At 47.8% G+C, this 16,567-nt stretch carries 15 protein-coding genes; 5 read left to right on the forward strand and 10 right to left on the reverse strand.

From position 1 onward, the window contains the following. The first annotated feature begins 95 nt into the window (after positions 1-95). Both MRY16398_RS10350 and MRY16398_RS10355 read left to right on the forward strand, forming a co-directional pair. On the forward strand, positions 96-3,449 hold the full coding sequence (locus tag MRY16398_RS10350) for an O-linked N-acetylglucosamine transferase family protein (protein WP_232034421.1): 3,354 nt from the start codon (positions 96-98) through the stop codon (positions 3,447-3,449). 70 nt (positions 3,450-3,519) lie between these two features. Further along, positions 3,520-4,665: a DegT/DnrJ/EryC1/StrS family aminotransferase gene (locus MRY16398_RS10355; RefSeq protein WP_125124303.1), complete on the forward strand. Its 1,146-nt coding sequence runs from the start codon at positions 3,520-3,522 to the stop codon at positions 4,663-4,665. A gap of 58 nt (positions 4,666-4,723) precedes the next feature. On the opposite strand, the gene MRY16398_RS10360 is transcribed toward MRY16398_RS10355, so the two are convergent. The 10 genes from MRY16398_RS10360 to MRY16398_RS10405 form a co-directional block, all read right to left on the reverse strand. Further along, positions 4,724-5,230, reverse strand: a complete 507-nt coding sequence (locus tag MRY16398_RS10360) for an FkbM family methyltransferase (RefSeq protein WP_172600640.1) — start codon at positions 5,228-5,230, stop codon at positions 4,724-4,726. A gap of 671 nt (positions 5,231-5,901) precedes the next feature. After that, a complete protein-coding gene (locus MRY16398_RS10365) occupies positions 5,902-7,101 on the reverse strand; it encodes an acyl-CoA reductase (RefSeq protein ID WP_125124305.1) in 1,200 nt (399 codons plus the stop codon). Further along, a complete protein-coding gene (locus MRY16398_RS10370; protein ID WP_125124306.1) occupies positions 7,085-8,170 on the reverse strand; it encodes a LuxE/PaaK family acyltransferase in 1,086 nt (361 codons plus the stop codon). Before MRY16398_RS10370 ends, MRY16398_RS10365 begins: the two co-directional genes overlap by 17 nt. Further along, positions 8,154-9,533, reverse strand: coding sequence for an AMP-binding protein (locus MRY16398_RS10375; RefSeq protein WP_125124307.1), 1,380 nt, complete (start codon positions 9,531-9,533; stop codon positions 8,154-8,156). The genes MRY16398_RS10370 and MRY16398_RS10375 overlap by 17 nt, the downstream gene beginning before the upstream one ends. Further along, positions 9,533-10,495, reverse strand: coding sequence for a transketolase family protein (locus tag MRY16398_RS10380; RefSeq protein WP_125124308.1), 963 nt, complete (start codon positions 10,493-10,495; stop codon positions 9,533-9,535). The genes MRY16398_RS10375 and MRY16398_RS10380 overlap by 1 nt, the downstream gene beginning before the upstream one ends. Beyond that, on the reverse strand, positions 10,492-11,316 hold the full coding sequence (locus MRY16398_RS10385; RefSeq protein WP_108701046.1) for a transketolase: 825 nt from the start codon (positions 11,314-11,316) through the stop codon (positions 10,492-10,494). Before MRY16398_RS10385 ends, MRY16398_RS10380 begins: the two co-directional genes overlap by 4 nt. Next, the gene (locus tag MRY16398_RS10390) at positions 11,313-12,056 is read right to left on the reverse strand and encodes an SDR family NAD(P)-dependent oxidoreductase (RefSeq protein ID WP_108701047.1); all 744 of its coding nucleotides are present in this window, start codon (positions 12,054-12,056) and stop codon (positions 11,313-11,315) included. Before MRY16398_RS10390 ends, MRY16398_RS10385 begins: the two co-directional genes overlap by 4 nt. A 10-nt stretch (positions 12,057-12,066) precedes the next feature. Next, positions 12,067-12,810 carry an SDR family NAD(P)-dependent oxidoreductase gene (locus MRY16398_RS10395; RefSeq protein ID WP_108701048.1) on the reverse strand — a complete coding sequence of 248 codons (744 nt, stop codon included), beginning with the start codon at positions 12,808-12,810 and terminating at the stop codon, positions 12,067-12,069. 3 nt (positions 12,811-12,813) lie between these two features. After that, positions 12,814-13,056 carry an acyl carrier protein gene (locus MRY16398_RS10400; RefSeq protein ID WP_110294396.1) on the reverse strand — a complete coding sequence of 81 codons (243 nt, stop codon included), beginning with the start codon at positions 13,054-13,056 and terminating at the stop codon, positions 12,814-12,816. A gap of 91 nt (positions 13,057-13,147) precedes the next feature. After that, complete coding sequence (locus MRY16398_RS10405) at positions 13,148-13,792, reverse strand: acetyltransferase (RefSeq protein ID WP_110294395.1); 645 nt, start codon at positions 13,790-13,792, stop codon at positions 13,148-13,150. Between the two features lie 482 nt (positions 13,793-14,274). Between MRY16398_RS10405 and MRY16398_RS10410 the strand changes: the two genes are divergently transcribed. The 3 genes from MRY16398_RS10410 (at position 14,275) to tcyJ (ending at position 16,502) form a co-directional block, all read left to right on the forward strand. Next, positions 14,275-14,994: an RNA polymerase sigma factor FliA gene (locus MRY16398_RS10410; RefSeq protein WP_041852034.1), complete on the forward strand. Its 720-nt coding sequence runs from the start codon at positions 14,275-14,277 to the stop codon at positions 14,992-14,994. A 71-nt stretch (positions 14,995-15,065) separates the two neighbouring features. Further along, positions 15,066-15,617, forward strand: a complete 552-nt coding sequence (gene fliZ, locus MRY16398_RS10415) for a flagella biosynthesis regulatory protein FliZ (RefSeq protein WP_041851809.1) — start codon at positions 15,066-15,068, stop codon at positions 15,615-15,617. Between the two features lie 84 nt (positions 15,618-15,701). Continuing rightward, positions 15,702-16,502 carry a cystine ABC transporter substrate-binding protein gene (tcyJ, locus tag MRY16398_RS10420; RefSeq protein WP_041851808.1) on the forward strand — a complete coding sequence of 267 codons (801 nt, stop codon included), beginning with the start codon at positions 15,702-15,704 and terminating at the stop codon, positions 16,500-16,502. Positions 16,503-16,567 lie beyond the last annotated feature (65 nt).

The raw sequence follows: 16,567 nt of genomic DNA on the forward strand, positions 1-16,567 counted from the left end.
ATGCCCATGTGTACAGCCGCATTCGCATCGGTGATTTAGCGCAGTGACAGATTGTGCTCTGACCTCCCAATAATGGATCTTTTACAGTGAATGACATGTATATTTCTTCACGCCGGATAACGTCTCACATTGGTGCTATGTCGGCTGTTTATGGTGTTACGGGTGTTTTACCTGCAAATGCACGAATTCTTGAACTGGGATGCGGGAACGCTCAACTGCTGCTGACTCATGCATTGGCATGGCCTGAAAGTGAATGTGTTGGTATTGATTTGGACGCGCAGACCATTGCCAATGCAGAAGAAAAACGTCAGCAACTGGGTGTGAAAAACGTGTCCCTCTACGCACTGGGGCTTGATTCCCTTGTTAACATCGAGGCGGGAACGTTTGATTACATCATTATCAATGGCATTTTCAGTTTGCTTCCTGAAACGGAACGCGCTGTATTGCTGGCGTTTGCTTCTCGTAGTCTGACGCCAAACGGTATTGTCGCCATGCGCTGGAACAGTTTACCTGGCAGCCGTGACGCAAAATCTATACAGGATGCTATCGCACTGCATACAGCGGATGCTACCGATGATGAGATGACGCTGAATTCAGCGCGCGCCATGATCATCTACCTGGAAATGGCACAGCAGTCAGGGCGAATAAATAGTGTACTGAGTTCAGCTGCGGCCAGTAGCGATAACGAATTTTTGTTGCGTTATCTGCACAATTTTAATGATGCTGTCTATCTGGCTGATTTTAACCAGATGTTGGTTGAGTGCGAGTTTCAGTATGTGGGGGATATTTTTCCGCAAAGTGAATGTGCCTCGTACTACGGTGAAAATGTTAACAAGGTTCACGAAACCATTGTGCCAGGTAAAGGGAAGGTATTGGCGCAGCAATATCTTGATTTTGCTGTTAATCGCGCTGAGCGCTTTAGTATCATCGTTCCAGCCAGCCGTAATCTTGCTGTGCGAGATGAACCCGATATTATCAATGTTGAGTCATTACACTGGGCTGGCTGCTTTAAGCGTTTTGTTTCAGAAGACGGCATTGTTGGTAATGCACACCTGAATCGCAGCGGGCATTGCGTCTCTTCCGAAGATACATTGCAGTTGAGTATCATGGACTTGCTGGGCGATGCCTGGCCTCTCAGCGTCTCTTTCGAGCAACTGGTAACGCAAACACTCTTACCCGAAACGCCTGAAAACCACCGTGAGAAGGTTGCTGAGGCGTTGAAATTACTTTTTGTACAAGGCCGCGATGGTCTTTTGTTCAGCTTCGGTCCTTCTGCTTATAACGTAAACACTTCACCGGTGTTGCAACCTATCCCTGGATTGCCTCTTTGCGAAAATGGCGAGGAAGAAGTGAGTGGGTTTAACCTCTGGGGCGAAGCGATTACGCTTTCTGCTGATGAGTGCGAATTCCTTAACGGCGAAAGATCTATTAATGACGCTGACAGTGTTGATATGTTCCTGACTTTACGTGAGAAAGGAGTTCTATACGGAGCCCCTCGCGCGTGGAAGTACGCCTTTCAATCCTGTTTACTACATGGTGATTCAGACATCCTTCGCCAGCTTTGCATGACCATAATACTGTTCTCAAGTCGTGCGGATATTGGTGGCTTCCTGAATGACAATGTGCTCGAAAAGCGCGAAGACGATCCGACCAGAGAAGAACTTGAAAAGATTCGTGTTTTTTTGAAGAAAGCTGACGGAATGTTCCGCGAAGGGCGCAATGAGGATGTCCGGGTTTATATGAAGGAACTCATTGAAACTGAGGGCGACAATGTCCAGTTGCTCAATGGAATTTCTCGTTCATTTTTACTTACGGGCGCATATTACGAAGCGCTGACGTATCTGTCGCGATTGCTGGCTAACCATGCTTCCAATTGGGAATTTTATTACGACCTCGCAAATGCTTTTTCTAAAACACGAGCCCCGTTCTACGCTGGGCGCATTATTCGTGCTTTGCTGCGTAATGATCGGGAAAATGCTCGGGGTTGGGATTTATTGGGCTGCTTATACCGCGATCATAATAACGTTAACGATGCGCTGATTTGTGCGCGCAAAGCCGTCAAATTCGAACCCAGGAATGCCCATTATCTGACCAACCTCGGTACATTATTAAGTGAAAAGCAGCTTATGGGGGAATCGCTCAAGCACCTCAAAAAAGCTGTCGACATCTCAGGTAACCATCTTGGCTATTACAGCAACTATCTGTTTGTACTGACGCATGACCCTAAAACTTCGCCACAGGCCATGTACCACGCCCACTTGAAATATGGTGAGGAAGTGGATGCATGGGCGAAGAGTGTCGGCATTAAAACCAGTTATAAAGGTAGCCGTGATCCAGATAGAAAACTGCGGGTTGGTTTTGTCTCCGGAGATTTTGTGCGCCATCCGGTGAGTCACTTCTTTATTCCATTCTGGGATGCAATGGATCGTGAACGGTTCGATCTTATAGGCTATAACGCCTCACCTGTCCGCGATGATATAACTGATTATCTGGAATCGGGATCATCACTGTGGCGGGATATTGACGATATCAGTGATACCGAACTAGCCGATCAGATTTATAACGACAATATCGATATTCTGATTGACCTGTCCGGCCATACAACCTATTGCCGGCTGCCAATGTTTGGTCTGCGCCCGGCTCCGGTGCAGATGACCTGGATTGGGTATCCTGCCACAACGGGGATGAAAGCTATTGATTATCGAATTGTGCCTGACACTATTCTCAATGTGCCCAAAATGCAGGAACAATTCAGTGAGCACCTTCTGTATGTCCGGATGGAAAAAACTTTTGAGCCCAATGAGCAAAGTCCGGATGTCAGTGAATTGCCAGCAATTAAAAATGGCTATATCACCTTCTGCAGTTTTAACCGCCCTAAAAAAATCAATAATGACGTGTTAAATGTCTGGGCATCGATATTGCTGCGTTTACCCAACGCTAAACTTATGATTGGTTTTATGGACGATCTGGATGTTATCAACTCTATTTCCGAGTTTATGGAGAATAAAGGCGTCAGTAATTCACAGCTTATTTTCAAAGGGAAAATGACTATGTTGGATTACCTGTCAGCGCATGGCCAGGTCGATATAATGCTTGATTCCTTCCCTTACACTGGGGGGACAACAACCAACAACGCGGCGTGGATGGGTGTGCCAACCTTGACTTTGCGCGGAGAGACTTTAGCAGGTTGTCAGGGACTGGATATAATGTATACCTATGGGCTTGAGAATTTTGTTGCATTTAGCAAAGACGATTATGTCAGTAAAGCAATTCACTGGGCTGCACATATTGATGAATTGAGCAAACTTCGTCGTGATATGCGCAGTAAAATACCCACCAAACAAGGTTCTGGCTTCAATATTGCGGCGACTTTTGAACATGCTTTACGTACAGCGTGGGAAATGTATTGCCGTGGTGAAAAGCCACGTTCATTTGTTGTAGATAAATAAATAAGCCATGCGCTGCGAATAATATATTCGTAGCGTTTACCCGGCGAATGGTGTACAGAAGAGGTGCGTCATGAAAGATATTTTTGTTACCAGTCCGTTGCTTCCGCCCCTTGAAGAGTTTGTCCCTTACCTGGAAAAAATATGGGACAATAAATACCTGACAAACGGTGGGCAGTTTCACCAGCAGCTGGAAAAAGCGCTGGCGGAATATCTGGGTGTGAAGCACCTTTGTCTGTTTGCCAATGGTACCCTGGCACTGTTGACTGCAATGCAGGCGCTGCGTATTACCGGAGAGGTGATTACCACTCCGTATTCCTTCGTTGCCACATCGCATACGTTGCTTTGGAACGGACTGACCCCGGTTTTTGCCGACATTGATCCAGTGACTTGCAACATCGACCCGACAAAAATAGAGGCGCTGATTACACCAGCCACCACCGCTATTTTACCAGTACATTGCTACGGCCTTCCATGCGACGTGGATAAGATTCAGTCCATTGCCGATGGTTGGGGACTGAAAGTTATTTATGATGCGGCACATGCTTTTGGTGTAAAAAAAGACGGTAAGAGTGTGCTCGGCTTTGGCGATCTCTCTATTCTGAGTTTTCATGCGACCAAAGTATTCAATACCTTCGAAGGCGGTGCAATTATTTGCCATGATGCGAAAATGAAGCAGCGCATTGATAATCTGAAAAACTTCGGGTTTATTGACGAAACAACGGTAGTTGCACCGGGTATTAACGCAAAAATGAATGAAGTGCAGGCGGCGTTTGGCCTGTTGCAAATGAAGTATATTGATGGTGCGTTGGTGAAGCGTGCAGCGATTTATGAACGTTACTGCGAAGCACTAAAAGATATACCCGGCATCAGCTTATTTACGGCACCGGAAAATGTTGACTGGAACTATTCTTATTACCCGGTAATGGTTGATGAAAACTACCCGATCAGTCGTGACGATCTTTATAATTTTTTTAAAACACAGAATATTTACACGCGTCGATATTTCTATCCATTAATCAGCTCCTTCTCAATGTATCGCCATCTTGCTTCTGCAAAAGTTGAGAATTTATCAACGGCAGATGTGGTTTCGAAAAAGATTCTCTGCCTGCCTATTTTTCCGGATTTAACTGAGGAAGAGCAGCAACGGGTGATCGATGTTATTCATAAACATGCGCAGCAACCGGTGCAAGGTAAGAACGAACGTCACGTTGCCTGATATTTAAGTATTGAAAAAGGCCAGTCTATCGACTGGCCTTTTTCATGTGGGGCGGTTATCACGCCACAACTTTGGTTGGTGGAATGGCGTAAAGTACCATCTCATAGGCGAACCGAGGATGATGGGCGCGTAACCAAAAACGGTAGTCTCTATGCAATTCATGAATAAATTGTGGGATGGTGATGAGATCTTCTGGCTTGTGATAGAGGCTGATGGCAAGAATAGGTTGATGAGCAGTGATGGTTTTTTGCGCCCCTTTCAATGCCGCAAGTTCAGCCCCTTCGATATCCATCTTAATAAAGCTGACATCATGACCAGCAGTCACTTCATCAATGGTAAGCAGGTCTACCTTCAACGCACCAGACTCATCATCAATCGACGATGACAGCGAATTTGATGCGTTAAAATACATAGAAGTTTTTTCATGCCAGACACCATTTGGCAGGCACAGGCATTGAGGAAGTGATGACGTGTTCTTTTGCAGTAGTGCAAAGGTTTCAGTGTCTGGTTCGAAGGCAAAAATGCGCTCAGGCGGTCCTGCGTCATTGCGTGCCAGCGCGCGCATAAATCCGTCAATACTGTCACCATTAAAAGCACCACAATCGACGAAAACTTCATTCTCACCCAGTGAATTAGCTCCTGCGGGAAATAATGCTGGGTATGAAGTTGCTGGGCGTAATACCCCTCCCGCGCACAGATTCTTTGGTTCAGATAAGCAAGTAGCGTTTCTTGCGAACGAACATCTTCCAGGCTGGTATAAAAATCATTGAGAACAGCATCGTTTGCCTTACACCATTCATAGGTGAATATTTCAGGACTATTAACACCAATGAATGCGCAATCGTAAAAGAGCATTTCCCGTGAACTCTGAGCAAGTTTTTCCCGTAGCACGTCGCTAAAGTGCTGCATCGCAATAATGTAGTTGTATTGCTTGCCGGAATGTGTGAGTGTTTCAAAGGAGGTCACAGGCAATCCGTAAAAATGGATGTCTTGCGTAAGATATTGTTCATCAACAGCAACATAGTCGGCGCTTAGCCCACGCTTTTGCATAAATTCCCAAGTAATCTGCGCGATATAACCGGCGCCACAAATAACAATCGGACACCCGTTCGACATCATTTTATGGACGCTATCAATAAAGTGATTTCGTGTCTCGCTTAGCAAATTAATGAATGTTTTCACGAAGTTCTCCCGGAATAGCAGAAACTGCAAAAATAGTATGGAAACATTGATTCATCAGCAGACACGCGCGACGGTGCGCGTCAGCATGGCAATAAGATCATAACCATCCCATTGCAGACTGAAATCAAGCGTACGACCGATCGGTACAATACGATCGATCCCTTTAGGACGTGCTCTGCTAAGCCAGGCAGAGAAGGCATCACTGGAAATACCAAAGCTCGCCAGCGTTTGGCAGCGTTCCCCACAAACTGCATTTATCTCATCAAGGTTGTTTGCAACATATTCCATGAAAAAGCCGCAGTTGCCGCGCAATGCCAGAACAGAGGCGTCCAGAGTGGGTAACTCGACGCGCACAAGCATATTGCTTTCACCTGAAACTTTCTTCACTCCCGGATATTGTGTACTTATGACACAGAGACGGGCGCGTTTTTCAATTGCCATGACAGGCTCCAGCGGATAGCGTTTTTCTGCCAGTATCTGAAAATGCTGCCAGAAAAGTGAGCGTGCCGTATCGGTATCCCGCCCGGTCCATACCACCAGCGAAGGCGATGAGCAGGCATTTTGATCATTGAGCAGGGTATCGTTATAGAAGGCCTGGGCTAACTGCTTTTTTTCTGGATGAATCAGATAGCTATCTGCATCGATAACAGCAATGGAATAACGATCGGAAAAAGCAATATCTAATGCGCGGGCGTGTAGCGGGGAGCGGCGAATCTGCGCAATTGTCTCATCCCCTCCCCAGATTATACGGGTGTCACAACATGCGGAGAGTGCATCGTTAATCGCCTGCTGGCGATCGTAGCGAACCAGGCAAATATAAGAGGCCAGCGAAGGTTCCAGGTGGAGAGTTTCATCAAGTAAGCGGGTAATCACTGACACCTGAGGGTGATCGCGACCCGGCAGGCGCACGATATTGGCATTACCACTCAGTAAGCCCGTAAAAAGTGAGTAAGCGAAGTTGGCCGCGACGTTTCCCGGAGCAATGTGGAATGCCACCCCACGCCCGATGCGGTTAGAGAGATCACCATTGTTTGCACGCATTTTTTCAATCGATGCCCGGCGGCACCAGAAACCAAGGCTGATGACGTCAGGCCAGCTTTTGGCTTCGCCATCATGCATGACCCGTCGTGAGAACGCGTCCAAAAATGCAATCACTGGATCGGAGAAAGGGGGCAGTGGTGGAAGTTCTTTCATCAATGTCAGGGCAGACAATTCGCCCAGCACCACATTCAATCCATCAAAATTGTACGGCATAGGTATCGCTACATCCCCGTAGTTCAGCTTTCTTCAGGCGGCCTAAGATCTTGAAATATTTTCCTTTACGTCCACATGGACAATCATCTTCACCAAGGAGTATCCCCTCATCTTCGGTAAGAAGTGAATGACCGGGGTAAGATTCGGGCAGGAGTGAAAGTACCTGGATAATTCCGCTGGTGCCCACCGGCGCACTGGAGAAATCATGTGGTTGGCGAATAATTACATCGGAGAAAATACTCGTATGCAGATGTCCTTGTTCGCACTGCATATAAATGCATCCTGTCTGTTCTACCATGCCATAATAATCGTGCACGGCTGGTAGCCCACAGACGCTTTTCAGACGGGCAGCAAAATCCTCAGGTGAAACTGCTTCGCTTTGTAATTTTTTCCAGCCACCACCATGGATGAGCAACGCATTGGTGAGATCCAGGGTTTTGCCGCTGGCTGCCAGCGCTTTATAGAAATGCTGCCAGACCATAAAAGTAAAGCCGAACAGTAAAATACGTTTACCCGCATGCCTGGACAAAAATGCCTCGATGGCATCGAAATCAAGATTCATCGCCTCGTCCAATGCCCACGCCCTGTCTGAACCAAACAGTGAAAACCCCAGAATGCCAGCCCCTCGGGCGGAAAACTGCAGCCTGTCTTTCAGCACGCCAGGGGTATCCAGAATCAGTAGTGGGAGTCGCCCTGCGCCGGTAAATTGACTGACGATTTTAACCAGTGTTTTTTGCTGATATGCCGCGGTTGTTTTATCGAGAAAAATGCGTGATACCTGTTGGCCGGTGGTACCGGATGAGGTCATGGTCTTTACCACAGCCTCGTCTGGTATGCTTTTTAGCGTCAACGTCTTAAAAAGTGAAACAGGCAGAAAGGGAAAGTCTTCAATATTATTAATTGAATCGGGAATAATCGATTGCGCATCAAGCATGCGGTGATAAGGCTCACACTGGGCGTAGTGTAACGCCGTCAGTGCGCGTAAACGATCAAGTAAGAGCGCCCTTTTTTCTTCACGCGCCAGTGAGTAAGGCTCTATCGAGAGGATATCCTCAAACGGAAGGGACATAATTTTTTAGCCTGTGATAGAGCGTTTTTCCTGCGGCGTTGACAGGAATGGCATCCAATACAATGATACGAAATGCGGATGCGTGAAGCTTACTTAAGTTGGCCGCGTAGTGTTTCACTGTATCGGCGAGTGAGGCATCCGTAAGGAAGATACACAAAAGATCATCGCGGCCATCGCAAGCGCATGTGATACCTGGGAACGCATTTTTTAGCAGCGATTCCATCTCATCCATGCCCACGCGGTTACCAAAAATCTTGAGAAAGCGTTTTTTACGTCCAATGATGCTGTAAAAACCATCGGCATCACAGGTTGCAATATCGCCTGTGTGTAATGTTCCGGCAAACTGATCGCCAAGCGTTAAATCTTCCCCTTTCTCTGCGTAACCGAGCGCAACATTTGCACCGCGATACACCAGCTCTCCGGCAACACCTGGCGTTGTTATAGGTTTGTCGTCACTGTCGAGCAGCATAAATTCACCGCCCGGGATCGGTTTGCCAATGGAGCCATAACGGGTAGATGCATCCTGTGGCGCAAGCCATGCCATACGCGAGGTCGCTTCTGCTGCTCCGTACATCACGATGAACTGCTTACCAGACTGCTCTGCATATTCGGTAAATTCTTGCTGTAATGCCGCCGACAATTTGCCTCCAGCCTGGGTCAGTGTGCGTAAGTCAGGTAAATCCATACGCATAAACCGCAGTTTTTTCAATATTTCATAGGTGTAAGGCACGCCTGCAAAGGAACTGGCGCGTTCTTCACGTACAAAATTCCACAGCTCGCGTTGCATGACACTTTTTCCTGTAAGAAGAAGGGTTGCACCGACGCTGAGATGACTGTTAATAATCGACAGCCCGTAAACATAGTTTATCGGCAGACTAACCAGCCCGCGTTCTTCCGCAGTCAGCCCCAGGTACTGCGCAATGCTCGCTGCGTTGCTTTCGAGATTCTGTTTACTTAAACGCACCAGTTTCGGACTACCAGTAGATCCGGATGTCGTCATCAGAAGCGCCAGAGAATCATGTAAAGGCCACCGCAGTAATCCAGTGTTCAGCAATTGGTAACAGTCGTCTATTGGGCGCCAGAGCCATGAAGGTTTATAGGTCTGGATGAGGTGTTCAATTAGCGTGGCGTCCAGATTATCATCAAGTAAAAGTGCAACGGCATCCTTTTGCAGGCAGGCCAGGTAACCAACAACTGTTTCTACCTGGTTACGACAAAATATAAAAACCAACGTCCTTGAAGGGAGCATTTCTGCGAGGGATTGCACCCGTTGCGCCAGTTCACCATAGCTGAGCGTCATGCCACGATCGTCGATAAGCGCCGTTCGTGATGCAGGTTGGGATAAATCATAAAATTTGGACATCACAGTGTACTCATGATGCGCGCGGTAACCTGCTCAGCAGTCAAACCGCTTTGTTCAAGCATCCAGGCGTAATCACCCGAGTGCGGATAGCCCTGCGGAATGCCCAGACGCAGTTGGCGAGGACTGTTTTCCGTTCCTGCCAGATATTCAGCGATGGCGCTGCCAAGCCCGCCAATAACGCTGTGCTCTTCGAGCGTAACCAGCAGCTTTTTATCAAGATGTTGTCCGAGTGAGGCTTCATCCAGCGGTTTAATGGTATGCATATCAATCACGGCAGCATTAATGCCGTGATCGCTGAGCAAGTCAGCGGTAACCAGTGCCGTATGCACCATACTTCCGGTCGCGACAATAGCGATATCAGTACCTTCACGCAGGGAAATGGCTTTGCCCGGTATGAGCTCAAAATCTTCTTTATAGACGATAGGTGCCCGCATTCCGCCCGTCAGACGCAGATAAACTGGACCATTATGAGCCAGCGCAGCCTGCGTCATTTTCACCGTAGCGGTACAATCCGCGGGTGAGAAGATGGTGATATTCGAAACTGAGCGTAGCAGGGCGAGATCTTCGATACCGTGGTGTGTCGCGCCAAACATACCGGTAGCAAGTCCGGAGGCAAGGCCAACAAGTTTAACATTTTCCTGCATGTAACCCAGATTTAGTCGCACCTGTTCAGCGGCACGAAGCGTAAGAAAATTCGGGAATGAGGTCACGAATGGGATGAAACCGCTTGCAGCAAGCCCTGCAGCGGCACCGACCATGTTTTGTTCTGCAATACCCGCATTAATGAAGCGGTTAGGGAAAGTTGTGCTGAAACGGTCTAATCCTGAGGATTTGCAAAGGTCACCCGATAAGGCGACAATACTTTCGTTTTCTTGTGCCAATTCCAGCAGTGCCATCCCAAAAGTGCCACGCGAACCCAGCATGGCCCAGGAGCGGATTGTCGCGGGTTTATATGCGATCATTGCACGCCTCCGTTAAGCTCATTCAGCGCATCTTCAAGTTGCTGAGCAGAAACGCGATTACGATGAAACTCTTTATTGTTTTCCATAAACGAAACGCCTTTACCTTTGATGGTATTGGCGATAATCACTTTGGGTTTACCATGGTGGGGGGCGTCAAAAGCCGACAGCAAGGCATCAATGTCATGGCCATCGCAAACAAGGGTTTCCCAGTGGCACGCCCTCCATAACGCTTCCAGATCCATCCGCAACACATCCTGGGTGAATCCATCGGATTGCAGTCCGTTGCGGTCAACAATTAATGTCAAATTATCCAACTGTTGATGTGCGGCTAAAAATGCACTTTCCCAGATAGCTCCTTCGTTACATTCGCCGTCACCGACGAGTGCATAGGTGTGCCAGCTTTCACCTCTCAGCCGACGTCCCATTGCCAGTCCGGAGGCGAAAGAGAGTCCCTGAGCCAGACTGCCACCCGAAAAATCAATCCCGTATTCCGGATGTTTTGTCGGATGCACCTGCAAAACGTCACCATTGATTTCAAAACGGTTTAGCTGTTCTTCACTGATAATGCCGTACTCACAGAGCGTTGCGTAAAGCCCTAATGCTGCGTGGCCTTTACTTAAAATGAACACGTCGCGCTGGCGGTCAGTGATCGCTTGCGGGTTGTAGCGCATCACGCGACCAAACAAAACGCTTAGCACATCAACCATCGACAGGGCAGGCGAGACATGAACACCATCACTTGGTGCATGATGCGCTACGCTCAGAATACGCCTGCGAATTCGTTGCGCCGATTCACTCAAACTCTGTGAGTTTTGCTTCATTTTAAACCACCATCCACACGGATTGTCTGACCAGTTATATAGCTGGAAAGGTCGCTGGCGAGGAACAGCGCCGCCTGAGCTATTTCCGAAGGCTCACCCGCCCGGCGCAGATCAGCACCTTTTTTTGCCTCTTCTACGACTTGAGCTGGCATCGTCAATAGCATTTCAGTGTCAGTAATGCCCGGCGCAATACAATTCGCACGAATACCTTTCTCACCAAGTTCAGCAGCTATGGATTTAGTCATCGCAATCAATGCGGCTTTGGATGCGCCATAGGCTGATTTGCCTGGATTTCCATCTTCACCGGCTGTAGAGGCAATGTTGATAATGCTGCCGCGTTGGTTGCGGGTCATCAGCTTGGCAACATATTGTGAGAACAGATAAACCGAGAAGAAATTGACTTCGAACTGAGCGCGTAACTGTGCTTCACTTGTCATCTGGAACAAACTGTTGAGCGTGATACCGGCGTTATTAACTACTGCATCCAGTGGGCGTTTTTCACTCATCACGCGTTTTACGGCTAGCTTCATGGCATCGTAGTCGGTCATTTCAAAGCACAGTGGCCAGATTTCGACATCATAGCGTAGTGCTACCTCTGCCATATCGCTGACAAAAGACTCATCAGCCTCACGTGCATGCGCATAAATATTGGCACCGTTCGCAGCAAAGATCTCAACCATGGCTCGGCCCATCCCACGCCGGCAGCCAGTTATCAGAACGTTTTTTCCTTGCATCAACATAGTCTTTACCTTAACCCATACCGCCATCAATGCGGATAACTTGTCCTGTGACGTAGCTGGAGGCATCAGATGCGAGCCACATCAGCGCGTTAGCAACTTCTTCTGGTTGACCCGGACGTTTCAGTTCACAGCGTAACATTTGACGTGCCATCACCTCTTCCGGAAGAGAGGCTGTCATTGCCGTACTGATGACGCCCGGTGCGATGGCATTGACGCGTACACCCTGAGGTCCAAGCTCGGCGGACATTGTTTTCGTTGCTGCTATCCATGCCGCTTTTGCACTGGCATAGGCGAGCTGTCCCGGGTTGCCATCCAGGGCCGAGATGCTGGAAATATTGATGATGCTGCCTTTTTTCTGGCGTAACATTAACCGCGCAATATATTGCGTAAAGGCAATCTGCGAAAAGAAATTGATCGTGAAGGTCTTTTGCAACTGTTCAAGGGTCACCATCTGGAAATTGGCATCAAAATTGGCCCCTGCGATGTTCACAAGAATATCAACGGGTCTTTTGCTTTTCTGGATGGACATTGCCGCCTGTTTAATGGCATCGCTATCCGTCAGATCAAAATAAACCGGGATAATATCAACCTGGTATTTCGCGCTCAGTTGCCCAACGAATGCCGTAAATTCGGGATCTTCCGCCTGGCAACAAGCAAACACATTGGCGCCTGCTTTGGCGAAGGTTTCCAGCGTCGCTTTACCAATGCCTTGCAGACAACCGGTGATGACAGCCGTTTTCGCTTTCAGCAACATAAGTTAGTCCTGGAATTCCACGTCGTATTTTTTCAAGATCTCTTTACCTTTTTCCCAGGAGGCAAATTCGATGATGTCATCAGTGTCCATCATTATGTCGAATGCATCTTCCAGAGAGGCGATCATGGTCATATGGCCAACGGAATCCCAGGATGGTGTGTCCTGATATTTGTAGCCAGGGAGAGTTTCCTCAGGAACTTCAAAGGTTTCAACGAAAATACGGTTATAGGTTTCCAGGTTTGACATCTTTTTCTCCAGAGTTGCTTGGAAATTAGGTTAAATTCATTCAGCCCACATGCGGGCGGCGTAGTGCATGAGGTTTCGTGAGCGCAGCGGCTTAACGAAATACTTTCTTTTCATCATTTTTGCGGATGGCGCGTGCAGGATTGCCCATCGCGATCACACCGGAAGCGATATCATTAAAGACTGCAGAGCCCATGCTGATAATGGTTTCAGCACCAATAGTGCTGGTTTCACGCACAACGGCATTCATACCAATAAACGTCAGATCGCCAACAATACAATGGCCTGCAAGATTGGCATATGAGGAAATTACGCAATGATTACCGATACAACAATCGTGGCCAAGACTCGCATTGGGCTGTAAATGGACATTGTCTCCGATAACTGTATCGCAAGAAATGAAAGCGCCATAACATATGACCGAACCCATACCGATTGTTGTATCACTGCTAATATAGGCGTCGGGATGGATCAGCGTGGCAAGGTTAAAGCCTGCGTCTTTAGCTTTCTCCGCAAGGTACTTTCGTAAACTGGGTTCACCCACCGCAACCACAACTTCGTACTCTTGTGGTGAGATAAGCGCAAGCGATAAAACGTCGTGGCTTTTTAATTGCCTGTTGGCGTTGATGTCATCAATAAAAGAAAGACTTGACCAGCGCGATTGCAACTTATTGATTTGCATCGCAAGCTCGAGAACCTCTCTGCCGAGCCCACCAGCCCCGTAGATTGCTAGTTTCATCGTATCCTCTAATTTAGCCGCAGTCTCTCAGTATTGGTATCTATGCGCAGAAGTTATCATCGCATTCTCGCTTGACGCTCGAGAAAAGAGGAGAGAATTGTCATTAATACTCTAATCTAAACGACAGACATGTATTTCCAGTTAGTAAATAACCATCATTTTATCTCGCTAATTAGCGGATAGAATAAATTCACTGTTAATGCTTTGTAAAATCAAAGGATAACGAGCTGTTTATGTAATGAAATCGGTGACATCAGACAAAACCTTTTATCATAATGCATTAAAAATGAGCACAATTTCCGATGTCACAGTTGCGTCGTTATAGAGATCGTCATGAATTCTTTACAAAATTCATTTTCGACGATGTGTATTTTTTTATTAATGCAAATAACCCCCCATTTCACCCACTATTCATCCGATTAAAAGTGCTACAGAATCGGATAATCATGCCGATAACTCAAACTAACGCAGGGCTGTTTATCGTGAATTCACTCTATACCGCTGAAGGTGTAATGGATAAACACTCGCTGTGGCAGCGTTATGTACCTCTGGTGCGTCACGAAGCATTGCGCCTGCAGGTGCGTTTGCCGGCGAGTGTGGAACTGGACGATCTGCTACAGGCGGGCGGGATCGGGTTACTGAATGCAGTGGACCGATACGACGCTCTGCAAGGAACGGCATTTACCACTTACGCAGTGCAGCGCATTCGTGGGGCTATGCTGGATGAATTGCGCAGCCGTGATTGGGTACCGCGCAGTGTCCGGCGTAACGCTCGCGAAGTAGCACAGGCTATGGGGCAACTTGAGCAAGAGCTGGGACGTAATGCGACCGAAACAGAAGTTGCACAACGCCTCGGTGTTCCGGTTGAAGAATACCGTCAGATGTTGCTTGATACCAATAATAGCCAGCTTTTCTCCTATGACGAATGGCGAGAAGAGCATGGCGACAGTATCGAAGTGGTGACTGACGATCATCAACAGGAAAACCCGTTATTCCAGTTAATGGAAAGTAATTTGCGTCACCGTGTAATGGAAGCCATTGAATCCTTACCGGAGCGCGAACAACTGGTTCTGACGCTTTATTATCAGGAAGAGCTTAATCTCAAAGAGATTGGCGCTGTTCTTGACGTCGGAGAGTCTCGGGTTAGCCAATTGCATAGTCAGGCTATTAAGCGCTTACGTACAAAGCTGGGTAAGTTATAGGTTGGTGAGACTGTCTGTACTGGATCGCCCCTGAAAAATGCCGCACAACGCATTGACAACCAGGAGTTATCATGACGGTGCAGCAACCTAAAAGACGGCCACTAAGCCGCTATTTAAAAGACTTTAAACACAGCCAAACGCATTGCGCACATTGTCACAAATTACTCGACCGCATCACCCTGGTGCGTCGAGGCGAAATTGTGAACAAAATTGCAATCTCACGCCTGGATATGCTTCTGGATGAGGCAGCCTGGCAGCAGGAACAAAAAGAATGGGTGGCACTCTGCCGATTCTGCGGGGACCTGCATTGCAAAGAGCAAAGTGATTTCTTCGATATCATTGGATTTAAACAATTCCTGTTCGATCACACTGAAATGAGCCATGGCACGGTGCGTGAATACGTCGTTCGTCTTCGCCGCCTCGGAAATCATTTGAGTGAGCTTAATATCTCCCGTGATCTTCTTGACGAAGGGTACCCTGATGAGAATCTGGAGCCCTGGTTACCTACCACCAGTACCAATAATTACCGTATCGCGTTGCGTAAGTACGCACAATTTAAAGCACAATCACGCTTTAACGTTGTGCAAAAGATCGCTGTCGGTGCTCGATCTGATATATATTAAAAATGAATAAAATGTGACGCACAGGTGCCTGAAAATGATTCAGGTACCGTGCGTTACGCTCTTCATTTTCTGGTCGGAGTCACTATGAAACTTGCACTTTTGGGTCGTCAGGCGCTGATGGGGGTTATGGCTGTCGCGCTGGTTGCGGGGATGAGCGTCAAAACGTTCGCCGCTGAAAATCTACTGAATAAAGTTAAAGAGCGTGGCACCTTGCTGGTTGGACTGGAAGGCACTTATCCGCCGTTCAGTTTTCAGGGGGATGATGGCAAGCTCACCGGGTTTGAAGTGGAGTTTGCCGATGCGCTGGCGAAACATTTGGGCGTGAAAGCGGACCTGAAACCCACCAAGTGGGATGGCATGCTGGCGTCGCTGGATTCAAAACGTATTGATGTGGTGATTAACCAGGTCACCATCTCTGACGAACGTAAGAAAAAATATGATTTCTCTACCCCCTACACCGTCTCCGGGATTCAGGCGCTGGTGAAAAAAGGCAATGAAGGAAGCATCAAATCCGCAGCCGATCTGAAAGGCAAAAAAGTGGGTGTGGGTCTGGGTACTAACTATGAAGAGTGGCTGCGTGCCAACGTGCAGGGCGTGGATATCCGCACCTACGATGATGACCCGACCAAATACCAGGATCTGCGTGTAGGCCGCATTGACGCCATTCTGGTGGACCGCCTGGCCGCCCTCGATCTGGTGAAAAAAACCAACAATACGCTGGCCGTTGCGGGTGATGCTTTCTCTCGTCAGGAATCCGGTATCGCATTGCGCAAAGGTAACGAAGACTTGCTGAAAGCCATTGATGCGGCGATTGCCGACATGCAGAAAGACGGCACGCTGAAAGCGCTATCGGAAAAATGGTTCGGCGCTGATGTAACGAAGTAATCTCTCCGTAAGAAAAAGGCGCTACCTTCAGCGCCTTTTTTATTTACGCGCGGTATACGTGCATA

This window comes from Phytobacter sp. MRY16-398, from assembly GCF_003925915.1.
In the GTDB taxonomy this organism is placed as follows: Bacteria; Pseudomonadota; Gammaproteobacteria; order Enterobacterales; family Enterobacteriaceae; genus Phytobacter; species Phytobacter diazotrophicus.